Annotated in this window: 17 protein-coding genes and 1 pseudogene; 3 read left to right on the forward strand and 15 right to left on the reverse strand. The window is 70.3% G+C overall.

Annotated elements, in window-relative coordinates:
- Positions 1-6 precede the first annotated feature (6 nt).
- Positions 7-270: an SHOCT domain-containing protein gene (locus tag G6048_RS01610; RefSeq protein WP_165337619.1), complete on the reverse strand. Its 264-nt coding sequence runs from the start codon at positions 268-270 to the stop codon at positions 7-9.
- Positions 271-497: 227 nt separating this feature from the next.
- On the opposite strand from G6048_RS01610, the gene G6048_RS01615 reads away from it, so the two are divergent.
- Complete coding sequence (locus G6048_RS01615) at positions 498-782, forward strand: cupredoxin domain-containing protein (protein ID WP_235989410.1); 285 nt, start codon at positions 498-500, stop codon at positions 780-782.
- 144 nt (positions 783-926) lie between these two features.
- A complete protein-coding gene (locus tag G6048_RS01620) occupies positions 927-2,267 on the forward strand; it encodes a wax ester/triacylglycerol synthase family O-acyltransferase (protein WP_206341029.1) in 1,341 nt (446 codons plus the stop codon).
- A 95-nt stretch (positions 2,268-2,362) separates the two neighbouring features.
- Here the strand turns inward: G6048_RS01620 and G6048_RS01625 are convergent, their stop codons facing one another.
- The 8 genes and pseudogenes from G6048_RS01625 to G6048_RS01655 form a co-directional block, all read right to left on the reverse strand.
- Positions 2,363-3,037, reverse strand: a complete 675-nt coding sequence (locus G6048_RS01625) for a hypothetical protein (RefSeq protein ID WP_165337586.1) — start codon at positions 3,035-3,037, stop codon at positions 2,363-2,365.
- Between the two features lie 23 nt (positions 3,038-3,060).
- Complete coding sequence (locus tag G6048_RS01630) at positions 3,061-3,726, reverse strand: hypothetical protein (RefSeq protein WP_165337587.1); 666 nt, start codon at positions 3,724-3,726, stop codon at positions 3,061-3,063.
- Positions 3,727-3,754: 28 nt separating this feature from the next.
- Positions 3,755-4,504, reverse strand: coding sequence for a glucose 1-dehydrogenase (locus G6048_RS01635; protein ID WP_165337620.1), 750 nt, complete (start codon positions 4,502-4,504; stop codon positions 3,755-3,757).
- Between the two features lie 123 nt (positions 4,505-4,627).
- Positions 4,628-4,792 carry a CBS domain-containing protein gene (locus G6048_RS01640; protein ID WP_408056108.1) on the reverse strand — a complete coding sequence of 55 codons (165 nt, stop codon included), beginning with the start codon at positions 4,790-4,792 and terminating at the stop codon, positions 4,628-4,630.
- Positions 4,793-4,868: 76 nt separating this feature from the next.
- Positions 4,869-5,132: a cation transporting ATPase C-terminal domain-containing protein gene (locus tag G6048_RS51270; RefSeq protein ID WP_328825647.1), complete on the reverse strand. Its 264-nt coding sequence runs from the start codon at positions 5,130-5,132 to the stop codon at positions 4,869-4,871.
- Positions 5,069-5,437 carry a cation transporting ATPase C-terminal domain-containing protein gene (locus tag G6048_RS49145; protein ID WP_235989411.1) on the reverse strand — a complete coding sequence of 123 codons (369 nt, stop codon included), beginning with the start codon at positions 5,435-5,437 and terminating at the stop codon, positions 5,069-5,071. The genes G6048_RS51270 and G6048_RS49145 overlap by 64 nt, the downstream gene beginning before the upstream one ends.
- Positions 5,438-5,700: 263 nt before the next feature.
- Entirely contained in the window at positions 5,701-6,573 is an 873-nt protein-coding gene (locus G6048_RS01650) for a potassium channel family protein (protein WP_165337588.1), read from the reverse strand.
- A gap of 140 nt (positions 6,574-6,713) precedes the next feature.
- A pseudogene (locus tag G6048_RS01655) lies at positions 6,714-7,280 on the reverse strand (glycosyl hydrolase family 65 protein); the annotation flags it as partial.
- A gap of 44 nt (positions 7,281-7,324) precedes the next feature.
- On the opposite strand from G6048_RS01655, the gene G6048_RS01660 reads away from it, so the two are divergent.
- Positions 7,325-7,549 carry a hypothetical protein gene (locus tag G6048_RS01660; protein ID WP_165337518.1) on the forward strand — a complete coding sequence of 75 codons (225 nt, stop codon included), beginning with the start codon at positions 7,325-7,327 and terminating at the stop codon, positions 7,547-7,549.
- A gap of 408 nt (positions 7,550-7,957) precedes the next feature.
- Here G6048_RS01660 and adhE read toward each other — a convergent pair whose 3' ends face one another.
- The 6 genes from adhE to G6048_RS01690 form a co-directional block, all read right to left on the reverse strand.
- Entirely contained in the window at positions 7,958-10,633 is a 2,676-nt protein-coding gene (adhE, locus tag G6048_RS01665) for a bifunctional acetaldehyde-CoA/alcohol dehydrogenase (RefSeq protein WP_165337589.1), read from the reverse strand.
- A gap of 356 nt (positions 10,634-10,989) precedes the next feature.
- Positions 10,990-11,715 carry a CBS domain-containing protein gene (locus G6048_RS01670; RefSeq protein ID WP_165337590.1) on the reverse strand — a complete coding sequence of 242 codons (726 nt, stop codon included), beginning with the start codon at positions 11,713-11,715 and terminating at the stop codon, positions 10,990-10,992.
- A 636-nt stretch (positions 11,716-12,351) separates the two neighbouring features.
- On the reverse strand, positions 12,352-12,780 hold the full coding sequence (locus G6048_RS01675) for a hypothetical protein (protein ID WP_165337591.1): 429 nt from the start codon (positions 12,778-12,780) through the stop codon (positions 12,352-12,354).
- Positions 12,781-12,999: 219 nt separating this feature from the next.
- The gene (ppdK, locus tag G6048_RS01680) at positions 13,000-15,684 is read right to left on the reverse strand and encodes a pyruvate, phosphate dikinase (RefSeq protein ID WP_165337592.1); all 2,685 of its coding nucleotides are present in this window, start codon (positions 15,682-15,684) and stop codon (positions 13,000-13,002) included.
- Between the two features lie 116 nt (positions 15,685-15,800).
- The gene (adhP, locus tag G6048_RS01685) at positions 15,801-16,811 is read right to left on the reverse strand and encodes an alcohol dehydrogenase AdhP (protein WP_165337593.1); all 1,011 of its coding nucleotides are present in this window, start codon (positions 16,809-16,811) and stop codon (positions 15,801-15,803) included.
- 128 nt (positions 16,812-16,939) lie between these two features.
- Positions 16,940-17,812: a universal stress protein gene (locus G6048_RS01690; protein WP_165337594.1), complete on the reverse strand. Its 873-nt coding sequence runs from the start codon at positions 17,810-17,812 to the stop codon at positions 16,940-16,942.
- Between the last annotated feature and the right edge of the window lie 12 nt (positions 17,813-17,824).

The following is a 17,824-nucleotide window of genomic DNA, read 5'->3' on the forward strand; positions in this document are numbered from 1 at the left end:
CGGCTTTCAGGGTTTGGTGAGAGGGCCGGCGTGCAGTGTGTTCAGGCGGCGCCGGTACTCCTCTTCCTCGATCTCCCCGCGGGCGAACCGCTCCCGAAGGACCTGCTCGGGTGTCTGCGCCGCGGCGGGGGTGTGGGTGTGCTCGTGAGGCCGGTTCACAGCGCGGAAGAGCAGCACGCCCACTGTGATGATCAGCGCCCAGAACAGGATCATGCTGGCGGACATCGCGAACCAGCCCCATCCGCTGACGTCGTGGCCGTACCAGAACATCGCCATTCACCTGCTTCGGATCGTTCGGCGATCAGGTGCGGGCCCGGAGGTCCGGCGCCCTGAAGGAGCCTGTGTCCTCATACACATCGTGCCTCTCCCGGGGAGCGGCGCACTGGGGCCGGATGGTCCCGACCGGGTGGGCCGTTCAGCCCCTGCCAGGTAGGGGTAGCCGGGCGGAGCCTTGAAGGAGCGAGCTGGAAGGGGGCGCGCTGCCATGGGTGCCATGGATGTTCGTCGTTGTCTTGGCCGCCGCAGGACTGATCGCCGCGCTGGGCTGGTTCTTCTTCGGCTCTCGCCGTGCGGGTGCCGCCCGGATGGAAGGCGGAGTGCAGCGGGTGGAGGTGACGGTGCGGGGCGGCTACAACCCCAGCCTCATCAAGGTCCGCCAGGGCACGCCGGTTGAGCTGGTCTTCGACCGGCAGGAGTCCGGGGAGCGCACCTCTCGAGTGGTCTTCCCCGAGCTCAAGGTCGGCGCCGGACTGCCCGCCCACATTTCACTGCGAGTCGGGTGAGCGAGACTATTGAAGTGTGCAAGGTTTCTGATCTTCGTCCTGGGCGGCGGTGGGATCATGAACAAGTCAAGCATTGCGCCAAGATCTGCCCATCCCGGCCCCCGGCTCCCGGTCTTGGAACGGTTGGGCCCGCAGGATCTCATGATGCTGTGGCCAGATGATCTCGGCTGGCCCGAGGTGATCGGTGCCTTCGCCATCCTCGATGGCACCGGGCTGCTCGATCCGGATGGCCGCTTTCGGGTGGAGGCGGTTCGGGAAGTGATCGGAAGCCGCCTGCCTCAGGTCCCGCGATTTCGTCAGCTGCTCTACACGCCTCGGTGGGGGCTCGGCCGGCCGCTGTGGGTCGATGCTCGATTCTTCGATCTCACCGAACACGTCCGGGTCCGCCCCTTCGCTGCTCCCCCTGACGAGGTGCGCCTTCTTCGCACTGTTGAGTACGTGCGCGCTCTCCCCCTGAGCCGGTCACGGCCGCTGTGGGAGATGTGGTTCCTGCCCGGCCTGGCCGACGACCGGGTGGCCATGTTCATCAAGGTGCACCACACCATCGCCGACGGCCCGGCGGGGGTGACCCTGCTCGGCACGTTCCTCGATCTGAGCGCTGATGCGCCCACGACGCCAGCCCGTCCTTGGACCCCGGTGCCCATGCCGTCCAGCCGCAACCTGTTCGAGGACAACCTTCGCCGGCGCGTCCAGGCGGCCGAAGGCACGCTGTCGCAGCTCCGTCGGCCCGCCACCACGCTGCATCAGGCCCGGGAGAGGTGGCCCGCGGTACGCGAGAACTATCTCAAGGGGCGAGCACCGCGGACCAGCTTCAACATCCCGATCGGCCAGCACCGCAGACTGGCGGTCATCCGCAGCAGCCTCGACGCCGCCAAGCAGATCGCTCACCACCACGACGCGAAACTGAACGACGTCCTGATGTCAGCCACCGCAGGCGGCCTTCGAGAGCTGCTGCGCAGCCGTGGGGAACTCGTCGAGGATCTGGTCCTGCGGGCCTTCGTGCCCGTCTCGCTCCACCAGGAGGAACCCGGCAAGGCACGCGGCAACCAGGGCGGTTTGATGTTCGTGCCGCTCCCGATCGGTGAGCCCGATCCGATCCGGAGGCTGCGGCTGATCGCCGAGGCGAGCGCCCGACAGAAGAAGTACGTCGTTGGCGCTCCCGAAGGAATCCTCGGCCGCAACCGGGTCCTCCAGCGGGTCATGACACGCGGCCTCGCCCGTCAGCGCTGGGCGAACGTGTACGTCGCCAACATCTTCGGCCATCCGATGCCGCTCTACCTCGCCGGGGCGCGGATCACCGAGATCTTCCCAGTCGTGCCGCTCATCGGGAACTTCACCCTGGCGGTCGCTGCGCTCTCCTATGCCGAGCAGTTGAACATCACCGTCGTAGCCGACGCGAACGCCTGTCCCGACGTCGACGTCTTCGCCCAGGGCGTGCGGGATTCCCTGCAGGCGCTGAGCTCATCACAACACCTCCTTGCGTGAATTGACGGGCAAGGACCCCTTAATGGTGTCAGTGACCGGGCTGGAGCGCCCTGTTGGTGAGGTGGTCCCACACGCGATGTGCCGCGCCCGGCTGCTCAGGGACCAGAAGGTGAGTACCGTCCCCGCGACGCGCCTTGGCCGGGCCGCCTGGACGCTTGCTCCGCTGTTGCCCTGACCGCGTGGAGCGCCCCGCGCAGAACGACGCCGATACCGGGGGAGACGAGCGTCCAGTAGCGGCCGAAGCGGGCGGTCGATGCCGGGTCCGTGCAGGCGGTACGCGCCTCGTAGGTGAGCAGGGACCGCTGGGTGCCGTACGGATGGACCACGAAGGCGGCCGCCATCTTAGCCCAGCCGGCCTCGTCGTACGACGTGAAGTGCTGCGGTTCGACCCGCCGCCACTCGATGGAGGCCCGCCACGGCTTCCCGACCGCACCGAAGACGAGCTCGCGGCCCGGATTCTCGCCCAGCGCCACCCAGGGCTGACCTTCCCATGCTTCACCGGCGGTGTCGAACAGGTCGGCCACCCGCAGGGACGGCGGGGTCGGCATGGACCGGCCGCGGAGCCGTTCAGGCAGTCCGCGCGCCCACACGGCCGCGTTGAGAAGCGGGGAATGGATGGTGAGCAGGTCCAGCCCGCGCGCGGCCTCGTAAGCGACAGGCGGTGTCGCGGCGAGCGCCACACATTCGAGGCGGGAGAACTCGAACTCGGGCAGCGCACCGTCCAGCAGCAGCGGTTCACCGGTGGGATCGGCGGTCGAGTCGGCGCACATCGGAGCCTCCCGGGAGCACGTGGTCACGCGGCCCGGGCGAGCCGCGCGCGCAGGTTGTGGAACTGGCGGGTCTGCATGATGAAGTGGGCGGGTTCCCAGAACAACAAGTCAATCGGCCTCGTGAGCACGCGCGGGCGGCTTCGACCGTGCGTGCGGACGACAAGGCGGGTGTCCGCGCCGGCCGGTTCGAGGTGGAAGCCCCAGACCGAACTGACGAACGAGACAGGCGGCGGGCCATGGAACGCGTCGAACGGGCTGCCGGACGGCAGTCGCGTGTCGGCCCGCAGCACCAGGGTCCGTTCCGGTACGAGTACCGCGACGGTGAACCAGGCGCGGCCGCTGGGCACCGAGGCAAGCCGCTGTCCCGGCTCCAGGCCCTGCCACTGGGGGACGATGCGATCAGCGCTCGGCCGCCCACCGTTGTCCAGCCGGTCCCAGCTGTACCAGCCGCCGCGGTCACAGCCCATCTGCGCCAGCCACGGCCAGACCTCCGAAGGCGGCGCGGGCAGGGTCGTGGCCATGGTCGAGCTACTGTCGGCATCAGGGATGAGCTCATCCCCGGGACAGGAACGCGCAGCCTCTTCGCGAGTCGCGCCCCAGGTCAGCATCATCGGCCGCATGACCTGGCCATGCAGCACCAAGGTGACCGCTGCGGAAGCGACGGCCCGGGCCTTGGACGCGGGGGTCATGGGGAGGCACACCTCGCCAGGTGCCCGGTCATCGGGCCGGAGTCAGGACGGTCGGTGGGCCGGCGGTGACACCGCCGTCCAGGACGAACTCCACGCCGGTCGAGAAGGTGGCGTCGGCGACGATGAAGAGCACCATACGGGCGACCTCGTCGGGCTCCCCGAATCGTGGGAGTGGCTGTCCGGCTGTGAACGAGTCGTCGAAGTCGGCCGTCATCGCGGTGCGCACCGCACCGGGGTGGACCGAACAGACTCGGATCCCGTCCGGGGCCAATTCCAGGGCCGCGGCCTTGGTCAGCCCGCGCAGTCCCCACTTGCTGGCCACATACGATCCGATGCCGGCATAGCCGGTGATGCCGGCGATGGAGGAGATGTTCACGATCACGCCTCCGCCGGCCCGGCGAAGAGACGGTGCCGCCGTACGCGTACCCAGCCAGGCGCCTTGGAGGTTGACGTCGATGACCCGCCGGAAGGATTCGAGGGTCTGTTCCTCGATGGTTCCCCACGCAAGGATGCCGGCGTTGTTGACCAGCACCGAGACAGGGCCCAGCTCCTGCTCCGTCTCTGCCACCACCGTCTGCCAGCCGTCCTCGGTGCTGACGTCCAGGTGCGCGTAGCGGGCCGGGCCGCCGAGTTCCGCCGCCAGCTTCTCCCCCTCGGCATCGAGGACGTCGGCGACCACCACGGCCGCGCCCTCGGCCGCGAACAGACGTGCCACAGCGGCGCCGATCCCCCTGGCTCCACCGGTGACGATCGCCACCCGCTCGGTGAGACGTCCCATCATGACCTCCTGAACCAGTGCCTCGACGAAGATCCGTAGGAGCGGCATCGGCGGTGACCGACTCGGCATGACGGCATGACACGTCCGGTCTCAAGGGCCGCAGGACGACGACCGATGGGTCGGTCAGGGGGGCCGCGCAGACGACCTCGACGAATGGCCCACCTGGTCCTCGGGCAGGTGACGGGCGAGGTCCGCTTCGCTGATCATGCCGACGAGGCGGTGATCGTCGATGACCGGCAGTCGGCGAATCTTGTGCTCGTCCACGCGGGCCGACGGGGCCTGGCCCACCCAGGCCGACGCTCCTCCAGACCAGTGTGGATTCCTCGCCTCCCGTGCGCATGCCGGGAACAGGCGCGCACGTCACTCAACGTCCCTGGGCTGCCGGTAGACCCGCCTTCGGTAGGCGTTCCGGTCTCAGCCGCGCCTGGAGACGCATGACGACATGCCCGAGGCCGGACAGCACAGCGGCGATCGCCAGATCGGTGGGCCGAAGCGGCTCTGTACCCAACAGGTCCCGCAGGGGCGGCAGATAGACACCGGCGGCCTGAAGGCTCAGCGCCACCCTCACGGCGACCAGCAGGAATGGGTTGGCCAGGCTGCCCGGGCGGGCCCGGGAGCCGAGGGCCACGCCGAGCTGGGTCGCCCGGGCACCAGGAAGATCATGGACTGCCAGGGGCGCCCGGTCTCCCGGGCCCAGACGCCGACCACGAGGGTCACGGTGGCGACGAAGGCCCCCATGAACAGGATCCGCGGCCACAGGCCGGCCCCCAACACGCTCTCCTCGGGAGGCCGGGGCGAGTTGCGCATCGTGTGCGGGGCAACGGGTTCCGCGCCGAGAGCGACGCCTGGCAGGCCGTGCGTGAGCAGGTTGATCCACAGGATCTGCGCGGGCAGAAGCGGCAGCGGCATCCCCAGGAAAGGGCCGAGGAGCATGACCAGAATCTCCGCGGTGCCCCCCCGCGAGCGCGTAGAGCAGGAACCGGCGTACGTTCGCGTAGACCCGGCGTCCCTCCTCGACGGCGGACACGATGGTGGCCGGGTTGTCGTCGGCCAGCACCAGATCGGCCGCCCGGCGCGCGACCTCCGTGCCGCGCCGGCCCATGGCGACGCCGATGTCGGCCTGACGCAGGGCCGGGCCGTGTACCCGGCCACCGCCCCGAGAGACGGCCTTCTGCCCTCTCCGAGTGCCCCCTTGCTCAGGGCTGCGCACGGCCGTGGTCGGCGGCGTACGCGGCGAACACTTCCGTGGGTGTTCCGTCCGTATGGAGGAAACGCTGGTCGAGGATGGCGGCCAGGTCTTTCAGCGCACCGGCGAGCAGGTCACCGGCCAGCCGCACCTCCGGTCGCCGTCCTGCCTGTCCGCGCTGGGCAAGGGCGTCGGCGTAGCCGACCGTGGCCGCCAGCGACGAGTGGTCCTCCCCGTCGTGGAAGTAGTAGGCCTCGGCGTACTGGGTGAAGTCGATGCGGACGCGTACGACCGCGGTGGCCAGGCTGTCCAGCAGCAACGCCCCCGCAGTGCAGTCGATCTGCTGGGTCGCCGGGTCCGAGTCGCGCAGCAGCGCCAGCCGGATGGCCAGGACCCTCCGACGGGTCAGCGCCGGGTAGATCTCCAGTACCCAGGAGACCGTGGCCGTGAGCAGCGCGAAGCCGACAAGGGCCTCCAACGGTGAGACCAGGCGGAGCCAGCTCTCGCCGGGTGCGATATCCCCCAGCCCCAAGGTGGCCACCGTGACGAGCGACAGGTACACGGAGTCGAGCAGCGCCGGCTCCTGCGCCGCCTTGGAACCCGGCGAGAAGGTGAACGCTCCGGGCATGTGGGGCCAGTAGACGATGGCCCAGCCGATGATGACGGTGGCGGCCCACATGCCCACCACCGTGACCATGGCGAGCGGCCCGACGAGCCCGACCACACGCCTACGCGCACGGAAGCGCCGGGACAGTCGCCACAGCGCCGTCATGACCAGGCGGATCAGGCCGCCGTGGCGGGTGGGGTGCCAGAGGGTGTGGAACAGGTCCCGCAGGGTGACCATGACCAGCCCCGCGCCGACCAGCGAGACCAGCCACTTCATCCACGTCTCCCACGACCATGTCGCCTGCAGCGGATCCTGCTTCCGGAGCCTAGGCTGACGACGCCGCCGCGAGGCTCCGAATCGCCGCGCTCCCGGAATTCCTGACCAGCCGTCACGTCGTTTCCGGTCCGCCACGCGGATCAGCTCACCGGCAGCACAAGCGTGCAGGTCTCTCCCGGTGCGACGGTGACAGCCTGGTCGGGCAGGACCACACGGATCGGGGGTTCCTCCGAGTCGGGCACACCGATTCCCACCTGTCCGCTGCGCAGCCGGACGCGGACGCCCCAGTGGCCGCGGTAGCGCAGTGAGAATCCGTACTCCGACCGTGCCGGAAGCGGCACGGGGTCCAGCCGGAGGGCGTCCTCGCGGGTCTCCAGCCCGGTCAGGCCGCGCTGCACCAGGTCCAGGGTGCCGGCCATGGCACCGAGGTGGATGCCTTCACCGGTCGTGCCGCCCTGAAGGTCGGCGACGTCCTGTTCCAGGGCTTCCTTGCAATACGTCCACGCCTCGGCCTGTCTGGCACGCGCGAGGACCCAGGCGTGGACGAGGCCGCTGAGAGTGGAGCCGTGACTGGTGCGCTTGAGGTAGTAATCGACGGTCCTGCGCCAGATCTCGTCGTCCACGTCGTAGCCGAGGCGGCGGAACAGGTCCCGCAGCTCGGCGGCCGAGAAGAGGTAACCGAGCATCAGCACGTCGGCCTGCTTGGACGTGGCGACGGCCCTGCGGTACCCACGACGAAGGAGTGGTTTGCATGACAGGCCGTTACCCGATCGTCCGGCATCGCGAGCTGCGGCCGCGGTGGCGGTGGAGCGCGTGGCGCGAGCGGCGCCATCCGCTGATCGCCGGGCGCGGTGAGGTTCTCGTGCACGACGTAGGCAGGGCGTACACGACCGGGACAGCCGCTCCCACGCGGCGCACCGCCGTGCCCTGGTCAATGTCCGCCCCGGCAGGCGAGTATCCGCCCACTGGGAGCTGACGGCATACGGCAGCGACTGCGACTTCCCCGTCACGGTGACCTTCCGCTGCACGGTCGTCGACCACGTCGAGGTAGCACGGAACTGGCGTACAAGTGCCCCGTGGGACGTTCAGTACGTCCTCGCCCAGGACGACAGGCCGTGGGGGCTGCAGCGGACGAGCCCCGAGGGCGACGAGGACGGCCTGCGCCAGGCCCTGACCGCGCTTCTCGAAACGCGACCGGCCCACCGGGAAATCGCCGGCGTGCGGGTGGAACTCGCGCGGGTGAGTGTGGAGCCGGGACCTGCCACGGCATACCGACAGGGAGGGGCGGCGGGGCCGTGGGCAAGGACCCCAGAGGGTCGATCAAGCATCGGCTCGATCTCGCTTCGCTGGGGCCCTTGCCCACGGTCCCGCCGCCCGACCGGTCCTACTCGCCAGGCAAGTCGACCGGTCCGTAGTAGGCCGCCTTCATGAGCTGCTGCATGTCGTCGAGCATCGGCATGCGCGGGTTGGCCGGCGCGCACTGGTCCTCGTAGGCGTTCATGGCCTGCTGGGGCAGGGCGTCGAGGAAGGCGCGCTCGTCGACGCCGAGGGTCTGGAAGGACGGCTCGATGCCGACGGCGGTACGCAGCCGTTCCACCGCGGTGGCGAGGGATTCGACGCCCTCGGCGGGGGTGGCGGCGGGCAGGCCCAGGGCGCGGGCGATGTCCTGGAAGCGTTCGGGGGCACGGTAGTTCTCGTACTTCGGCCAGCCGGTGAGCTTGCTCGGCACGGTCCCGTTGTAGCGGATGACGTGCGGCAGCAGCACGGCGTTCGTACGTCCGTGGGCGATGTGGAAGGTGGCGCCGAGAGTGTGCGACATGGCGTGGACGATGCCGAGGAAAGCGTTGCCGAAGGCCATGCCGGCGATGGTGCCGGCGTTGTGCATCTTCTCCCGCGCCTCGGCACTGCCCGCACGGTTGTTCACCGCGGCGTCGAGGTGGTCGAAGATGAGCCGGATGGCGTGCAGGGCCGGGCCGTCGGTGAAGTCGTTGGCGTACACCGACACGTACGCCTCGATGGCGTGGGTGAGGGCGTCGAAGCCGCTGTCGGCCGCGAGGGCCGGGGGCAGATCGGCGGTGAGCAGCGGGTCGACGATGGCCACACTGGGGGTGAGCGCGTAGTCCGCGAGGGGGTACTTCTTGCCGGTGGCGGGGTCGGAGATGACGGCGAACGGAGTGACCTCCGCACCGGTGCCGGAGGTGGTGGGGATGCACACCAGGCGGGCGAGCTCACCGAGGACCGGGAAGCGGAAGGCCCGCTTGCGGATGTCGGAGAACTTCTGCCGCATGTCCGCGAAGTCCAGGTCCTTGCCAGCCGCCTGCTGCTCGTACAGCAGCCACATCACCTTCGCCGCGTCCATGGGCGAGCCGCCGCCGAGCGCGATGATGGTGTCCGGGCGGAAGTCGCGCATGAGCCGGGCGCCGCGCTGGACGGAGTCGATGCTGGGCTCCGGTTCGACGTTGTCGATGATCTGCAGGGTCACGGGCTGGGGGCGGCGTTGCAGGACGCGGCCGATGCGGTCGACGAAGCCGAGGCGGGTCATGGTCGCGTCGGTGACGATGGTGACGCGGTGGACGTCCGGCATGGAGGCCAGGTAGCGGATGGATCCCGGCTCGAAGTAGATCTTCGGCGGGACCTTGAACCACTGCAGGTTGTTGTGGCGGGAGGTGACCCGCTTGATGTTCAGCAGCTGGGCGGCGGAGACGTTGTTGGACACCGACGTGCTGCCCCAGGAGCCGCAGCCGAGCGTCAACGACGGCAGCAGGCTGTTGTAGATGCCGCCGATGGCGCCCTGCGAGGAGGGCGCGTTGACGATGATCCGTACCGTCTTCATGCGGGTGCCGTACGCCTCGGCCAGTGCCTTGTCCTCGGTGTGGATGACGGCGGTGTGGCCTTGGCCGTGGAAGGCGACCATGTCGGCGGCCAGGTCGAAGCCCTGTTGTTCGGAGCCGGCGCGCAGCACGGCGAGGACCGGGCAGAGCTTCTCGCGGGTCAACGGCTCGTCCGGGCCGACCCGTTCGGCCTCGACCAGGATGACCGAGGTGTCCTCGGGCACGCTGAAGCCGGCCTGCTCCGCGATCCAGGCCGGGCTCTGCCCGACCGCCGCCGCGTTGACCTTGGGTTCGCAACCACCGCCCGCGGCCTTGTCGGTCGGGAAGAGGAACGCCTCCAGCTTCGCCTTCTCCTCGGCCGTGGCCAGGTGGGCGTGCAAGCTGCGGAACTCGGCCAGGGCCGCGTCGTAGATCTCACTGTCCAGGATGACGGCCTGCTCGGAGGCACAGATCATGCCGTTGTCGAACGACTTGGACAGCACCAGATCGTTGACGGCCCGGCGCAGCTTGGCGCTCTTGTGCACATACGCCGGGACGTTGCCGGCGCCCACACCGAGCGCGGGCTTCCCCGCCGAGTACGCGGCCTTCACCATCGCGTTGCCGCCGGTCGCCAGAATCAGAGACACCCCCGCGTGGTGCATCAGCGCGCCGGTCGCCTGGATCGACGGCGTTTCGATCCACTGCACGCAGTGCTTCGGCGCTCCCGCGGCGACGGCCGCGTCCCGCACGATGCGGGCCGCCTCGGCGCTGCACCGCTGGGCGGAGGGGTGGAAGGCGAAGACGACGGGGTTGCGGGTCTTCAGTGCCATGAGCGCCTTGAAGATCGTGGTGGAGGTCGGGTTGGTGACGGGCGTGACCGCGCACACGACGCCGACCGGTGCGGCGATCTCGATCATGTCGTCGATGTCGTCGCGGGCTATGACGCCGACGGTCTTCATGGGGCCCATGCTGTGCGTGACGTGCTCGCACGCGAACATGTTCTTGGCGGCCTTGTCCTCGAAGAGGCCACGGCCGGTCTCCTCCACCGCGAGCAGGGCCAGCGCGGTGTGCTGATCGAGGGCGGCGACCGACGCCTTCTTCACGATGTGGTCGACCTGCTCCTGCGTCAGCGCCTCGTAGTCGGAGAGCGCCTTCAGCCCGTTCGTGACCAGTCGGTCCACCGCGATGGCGGTCTCGGACGGCGCGCCGCCCGGGGCGGCGGCTGGGGTTCGGGCGTCCTGTCGGGTCATGGGGATTGCGCCTCCGTCGTCGAGGTCATGGGCCGGAAGACCGGCAACTTGCCGTGTGAGGAACGGCATCGCGAGGGATCGGTACCGCTCCCAGTACCACCGTCTCGCAGGCGGGAGCCGTCACCCAGGCGCCGAAGGTCCCGGCCGGGGCCTGACCGGCCCCGGGTCACCGGGCCGGTCGGCACCTGAGGGCGAGGTGTGCCGGCTCGCGCGAAAGCCTCCGCGTGCGGCTGTACAGAGACGTTTTCGATCACTTGAAGATCGACGACCTATGACGTCGCCGACTCCCGCCAGATGTCCACCTCGGCCACGTGGTGCCGATCATCATCGGCGGGGTCGTTGAAGCGGCGCCGGGGTTACCGCTCGGGTAGCCAGTGGTGGGCGACCCGGCGCGAGGGGTGCTTCTCGGGCGGCCGGGTGTCGTCGATGCGGAAGGTGAGGCTGCTCATCACGCCCACCACGCCGTCCACCCGCCAGGTCAGCTGGACCGCCACCGGGATGTCGCTACGGCGTTCCAGGCGTCCCTCCAGCGTGGCCGTGCCGTCGTGGACCGAGACGATGATGGTGTGGGGCGGCAGGCACATGGCGCGGGTCATGACCTCGTCGATGATCTCCTGGCGGATCTCCTCGTCGGTGCGCAGGAAGACCCGCAGCAGGTCGCGGCGGGTGGCGATGCCGATCAGGCGGTCCTCCTCGTCCACCACGGGCAGCCGTTCGATGTGGTGGCGCTCCATGACCCGTGCGGCGTCCGCGACGGGCTGTTCCGGGTGCACGGTGATCGCGGGTGTCGACATCAGCTGCCCGGCGGTCATGGCGCGGGCCTTCGCGGTCGAGATACGCACTTTCCGGCGCAGTGCCGGCAGCCGGAAGCGGCCTCCCCGGTCCCGTTCGGCCTTCGCCGCCTGTCGGCGGATCAGGTCGGTCTCGGAGATCACGCCGAGGACCTTGTCGTCGGCGTCGACGACCGGTAGCCCGCTGATCCGGTGCCGGGCCAGCAGCTGTGCCACGTCCTTGAACGGTGTCTCCTGGCGGGCCCCGATGACCTCGGAGGTCATCACTTCGCCGACCTTGGAGGTCTTCATGGCAGTTCCCTTCACACTGGTGCGTGCGGAGCGCGATCGGTGTCCCCTGCGCACGGCCCTTGCGGGCGACGGATCCCTGCACGGCGTCGTGCTCCTGCGGTGGGCATCGGGGGCCGGAACTCGCGGGTGATGGCGGCCGCTCCGGCCGCTGCTGTCCCGTTGGACTGTCCCGGGTAGCCGGCCCTCCGATGCCTCTTCAGCCTCCCGCGCACCGGCTTGATGGCGCAGGGGCCAACCGGTCCTGAGTCCCCGGGCCGAACCGCCCTCTCCTCGGCCGCACTTGGTCCGGGCGCGGAACCGCCACACAGAAGGCCAGGAAGGCCGGCCCGCCGCGCCGCCGGGCGACGAGGACTGCAACCATCAAGCGGGGTACGACAGTTACCGCGCCCACTGTCACGACGGCGGCAGCCGCTCAGAGCGCGGCGGCGATGCCGAACGTCACTGAGGCTGAGGTCCGTGACGGTTCGGCCCGGCTGGACCCGGCCGGTTCTGTACGCTCCGGCGCCAAGCGGCGTCGGCGTGGTTGAGGCCGAAGGCGCCGTTCTGTGCGCTTTCGTCCGCACAGCCCAGTGCGCAGTGGGTATTCCTGGAACGGCGCCGCGGTCCAGGCCCTGCACGGATCGTTGCCCGGGCAGGTCACGTCGACCGGGTGTCCTGCTGTCCCGCGTCGCGGCCCGCGAGGGCGTCGTCCGGTTGCCCGCCGCGCCAGGGCGGGATGACCGACTTGTGGGCGGCGTTGCCCCCGTGAGCCGCTCGCTCCACCTGACGGCGCAGCCGGTCCTGCAGCCGGTCGGTGACTTCCTGGCTGGTGGCCTCCTGCGCGTGAACGACCACGACGGTGCGGCCCACCCGGAGGTCGGCCACGGCCGACCACGGGTGCTCGGCGTGATGGGCCGCCGCCTTGGCGATCCTCACCTCGCCGGTGACCGCCGGCAGCCCCGGCCGGTTCACGACAGCGTCGATCTTGGAACGGGCGTACGCGAGAGCCTCCTCACTGACCTCGCCTTCGGCCCGTACCTGGACAACAGCGGTGGTATCCCGGGCTCCAGCGTCCCTGCCAGTCATGCCGACCACTCCTTCTTGTTCTCGTTCTCTGCCGGCTCCAGCCTTTCGCCGAGACCGGCCGTGGCCCCAGGGCCGATCGGCCCCGGCGGACGGGCCGTGGGTCCCGTCGTGATCACGGCCGACCCCGCTGATGGGGCGGGCTTGCGCCGGATCCGGGCAAAGCAGTCCGCCGGGAGGGTCGAAGCCGGGCTTACAGCTCCAGTCCCCCCGGAGGATGTGTCACCTGCTGTCGCTGGCGTCCGTCTCGGGAAGCGCGGCCCGACCCGCCTCCAGGCGGGCGACCGGGACGCGGAACGGTGAGCAGGAGACGTAGTCGAGGCCCGCGCCGTGGAAGAAGTGCACCGAGTCCGGATCCCCACCGTGCTCGCCGCAGACGCCGATCTTCAGGCCCGGCCGGGCGGCGCGGCCCTCGGCGACCGCGATCTCGACCAGGCGGCCGACGCCTTCGCGGTCGATCGTCTCGAACGGGGACACTTTGAAGATGCCCTTGTCGAGGTAGGCGGAGAAGAACGCCGCCTCGACGTCGTCGCGGGAGAAGCCCCAGGTGGTCTGGGTCAGGTCGTTGGTGCCGAAGGAGAAGAACTGTGCCTCCTGGGCGATCCGGCCCGCCGTGAGCGCGGCCCGCGGCAGCTCGATCATCGTGCCGATCGGGCACTCGACGGTGACGCCGGACTCCGTGCTGACCTCGGCCAGTACCTGTTCCACCTCCTCGCGCACGAGCCGCAGTTCCTCGACCGTGTCGATGAGCGGAACCATGATCTCCGCCTGTGGGTCTCCGCTGGCCCGCTTGCGGTCCACGACCGCCTCGGCGATGGCCCGTACCTGCATGACGACCAGTCCCGGTGCCACCAGGCCCAGGCGTACGCCGCGCAGGCCGAGCATCGGGTTCTCCTCATGCATGCGGTTGACGGCGTCGAGCAGTTCGGAGTCGTGGGCGCTGGGCGGGTTGCCGTGCGCCTCGGCGGCGGCGAGCCGTACGGCGAGTTCGGTGCGGTCGGGCAGGAACTCGTGCAGTGGCGGATCGAGGAGGCGGATGGTGACGGGCAGGCCGTCCATCGCCTCCAGGATCCCGATGAAGTCCTGCCGCTGGAGCGGCAGCAGCGCGTCCAGCGCCCGTTCGCGTTCGGTGTCGGTGCGGGCCAGGATCATCGCCTCGACGAGTTGCCGTCGGTCGCCGAGGAACATGTGCTCGGTGCGGCACAGGCCGATGCCCTCGGCTCCGAACCGGCGGGCGCGGGCGGCGTCCTCGGGGGTGTCGGCGTTCGCCCGCACGCCCAACCGCCGTACGCCGTCTGCCTGTTGCATGGCGCGGGCCACGGCGTCGACCAGCCCGGCCGAGGCTTCGCCGGTCTCGAAGTACCGCATCACGGCCGAGTCCACCAGCCGAGCCGCGCCGGGATAGACGGCGCCTTCCGAACCGTCGACGGAGATGACCGTGCCCTCCTCGACGGTGGTGTCGCCCACAGTGAAGCGGCGGCCCTGCGAGTCCACGGTGATCTCTTCGGCCCCGCACACGCACACCTTGCCCATGCCGCGGGCGACGACGGCCGCGTGGCTGGTCTTGCCGCCGCGGCTGGTCAGCACGGCCTGGGCGGCGATCATGCCGGGCAGGTCGTCGGGCGTGGTCTCCTGCCGTACGAGGACGACCTTCTCCCCGGCGGCGGCACGCCGGACTGCCTCGGCGGAGTCGAACACCGCGGCGCCGACGGCGGCGCCCGGCGAGGCCGGAATGCCGTGCGCAAGCGCCTGGCCGACGGCCGCGGTGTCGAAGCGGGGGAACATCAGCCGGGCGAGGCCGTCACCGCTGACGCGCGCCAGACCCTCGTCCGGGGTGATCAGATCCTCGTCGACCAGCTCGGCGGCGATGGCGAACGCGGCCTCCGCGGTGCGCTTGCCCACCCGGGTCTGCAGCATCCACAGCTTGCCGCGCTCGACGGTGAACTCGATGTCGCACAGATCCCGGTAGTGCGACTCCAACGTCCGCATGTGGTCGCGGAGTTGGGCGAACGCCTCGGGGTTCAGGCGGCCCAGTTGGTCCAGCGGCACGGTGTTGCGGATCCCGGCGACGACGTCCTCCCCCTGCGCGTTGGACAGGTAGTCCCCGTATACGCCCCGGGCGCCGGTGGCCGGGTCGCGGGTGAAGGCGACGCCGCTGCCGGAGTCGGGGCCGAGGTTGCCGAAGACCATGGTCTGCACGTTGACCGCGGTGCCCAGGTCGTCCGGGATGTGTTCCCGGCGGCGGTAGAGGCGGGCGCGCTCGCCGTTCCAGGATTCGAAGACGGCGAGGACCGCGCGCCGTAGCTGCTCGGCCGGGAGCTGGGGGAAGTCCTCCCCGGTCTCGTACTTGATCAGGTTCTTGTACGTCTCCACGAGCTGGGCGAGGTCGCCGGCGTCCAGGTGGAGATCGTCCGGGGCGCCGCGCAGGTCCTTGAGCTGCGTCATGGCCTGCTCGAACACTGCGCTGTCGACGCCCATGACGGTGCTGCCGAACATCTGCACAAGGCGGCGGTAGGAGTCCCAGGCGAAGCGCTCGTTCCCGGAGGTCTTCGCCAGGCCGAGCACGGAGTCGTCGCCCAGGCCGATGTCGAGGATCGTCTCCATCATGCCGGGCATGGAGAACCGGGCGCCTGAGCGGACGGACAGCAGCAGCGGGTCGTCCGGCTGTCCCAGCCGCCGTCCGGCGGCCTGCTCCAGGGCGGTCAGGTGAACGGAGACCTCGCGGGCCAAGCCGTCCGGCTCGGCGCCCGTGGTGAGGAAGGCGCGGCAGGCCCCGGTGGTGACGGTGAACCCGGGTGGCACGGGCAGCCCCATGCGGGTCATCTCGGCCAGGTTGGCGCCCTTGCCGCCGAGCAGGCCGGCCATGTCACGGCCGCCCTCGGTGAACTCGTACACGTAGCGGACCATGACGTGTGCTCTCCTTCCGATATCCGACGATGTCCCGGGGGACCTGCCGTACGTGGCCCGTCCGCCGCCCGTGGTCCCCATCGGGCTACGGCGTGCGGCGGACTGGCGCGGGTGTTTCACATCTCGAAGACGATGCGTGCCTTGATCTGACCGTTCAGCACTTCGGCGATGGAGTCGTTGACGGTGTCCAGCGGGCGGGTCTCGTAGATCACCTTGGTGCGTCCGGCGGCGTGGAGCTGGAAGACCTCGTCCAGGTCCTGGCGGGTGCCGACGATGGAGCCGATGACCGAGGTGCCGTTCAGGACGGTGTCGAAGATCGGCACGCTGATGGTGCCGCCGGCGGGCAGGGCGACCATGACCAGCTTGCCGCCGCGCCGCAGTCCGCCGTAGACGGAGGCGAACGCCTGCTCGTTGACGGCCAGCGCGATCGCCGCGTGGGCGCCGCCGTGCTGCTTGAGGACCTCGGCCGGGTCCTCCTTGCGGGCGTCGATGAGGATGTCCGCGCCGAGTTCCCGGGCGAGTTCGAGCTTGTCGTCGGTGACGTCGATCGCGGCGACGGTGGCTCCGGCGATCTTCGCGTACTGCACGGCGAGGTGGCCCAGACCGCCGATGCCGGAGATCGCCACCAGCTGGGTGGGCCGGACGCCGGCGACCTTGAGCGCCTTGTACGTGGTCACACCGGCACAGGTCAGCGGGGCCGCGTCGCGCGGGTCGATGCCGTCGGGGACCACCGCGGCGAAGTCCGCGGGGGCGAGCATCTTCTCGGCGTAGCCGCCGTCCACGCTGTAGCCGGTGTTCTGCTGCTGCGCGCACAGCGTCTCCCAGCCGGACAGGCAGTGCTCGCAGCGCCCGCAGGCCCAACCCAGCCAGGGCACGGCCACCCGCTGCCCGATCTCCAGGTGGGTCACCCCGTCGCCGAGCGCCTCGACGATGCCGACGCCCTCGTGGCCGGGGACGAAAGGCGGGGTGGGCTTGATGGGCCAGTCGCCGTGCGCGGCGTGGATGTCGGTGTGGCACAGTCCGGATGCCTCCAGGCGGATGCCGACCTGGCCGGGGCCGGGCTCCGGGTCCGGGCGCTCCTCGATCACCAGCGGCTCGCCGAAGGACCGGACGACTGCTGCCTTCATTTTGATGCTCCTCGGTTCTGTCTGTTCGGTGCGGTTCCAGCGTCGAACGGGCCCCGACGCGGCGGGCAGGTCCTGGACGTCCTCGCCTGTGGGGCCGCTCGGCCCTCAAGCTGTGCGGAATTCAGCCCTCAGTCGTGCGGGACGACGGCGACCGGGGCGGCGGCGTGGTGCAGGACGGCATGGGCGACCGACCCGATGCGCATACCGAGCGCGGGCCGGTGCGCCCTGCGACCGACCACTACGAGGCCGGCCTGGGCTGCGGCCTGCAGCACGACTGTGGACGGGCGGGCGAGATCGACCGTGTGAGCGACCGGGACCTGCGGGTACTTGTCGCGCCACGGCTTGAGAACGTCGGACAGCGCCTTCTCTGCCTGCCCCGTGATCCCGCCCTCTCGGCCGGCCTGCTGCCCGACCGCGGGGCCGTATCCGTACAGCGGCGGCAGGTTCGGCGCGTGCACGGCGCGCAGCGCGGTCCTGCGGGCGGCGGCCGCGTCGAAGGCGAATTCCAGCAGCGGCCCGGCCGGGTCGCCCAGGTCCTGGAGTCCGACCACGACCTCCCCGCCGTCGTGCTTGGCGGCCGAGCGGGCGTTCGCCCGCACCGTGACCACCGGGCTGTTCGCCCGGGCGAGCACGTGCTGGCCGACGGAGCCGAGCAGGAACCCGGCGACGGCGCCGTGACCGCTGGAGCCCAGTACCAGCAGCTCCGCCTTCTCCGCCTGACCCAGCAGCACTTCGGCCGCGGTGTCGGACAGCTGCTCGGTACTGACCTTCAGTTCCGGATGCCGCCCTCGCAGCTCCTCCTCGGCCTCCCGCAGAATACGCAGGGCCCAGTGCTTCTGCGTGTCCAGGTCCTGCGCGACCGGCACGTCGTGCGGCTGCCAGATCCAGGCGTGCACCAGATGCAGTGGCAGATCGCGGCGCTGTGCCTCGCGGGCTGCCCAGTCGGCGGCGGCCAGGCTCTCGGGGGAACCGTCCAGGCCGACGGTGATGGGGCGAATCATGGGAAGAGACCT

Origin of the sequence: Streptomyces ureilyticus (assembly GCF_011045025.1) — a bacterium.
Classification (GTDB): Bacteria; Actinomycetota; Actinomycetes; order Streptomycetales; family Streptomycetaceae; genus Streptomyces; species Streptomyces ureilyticus.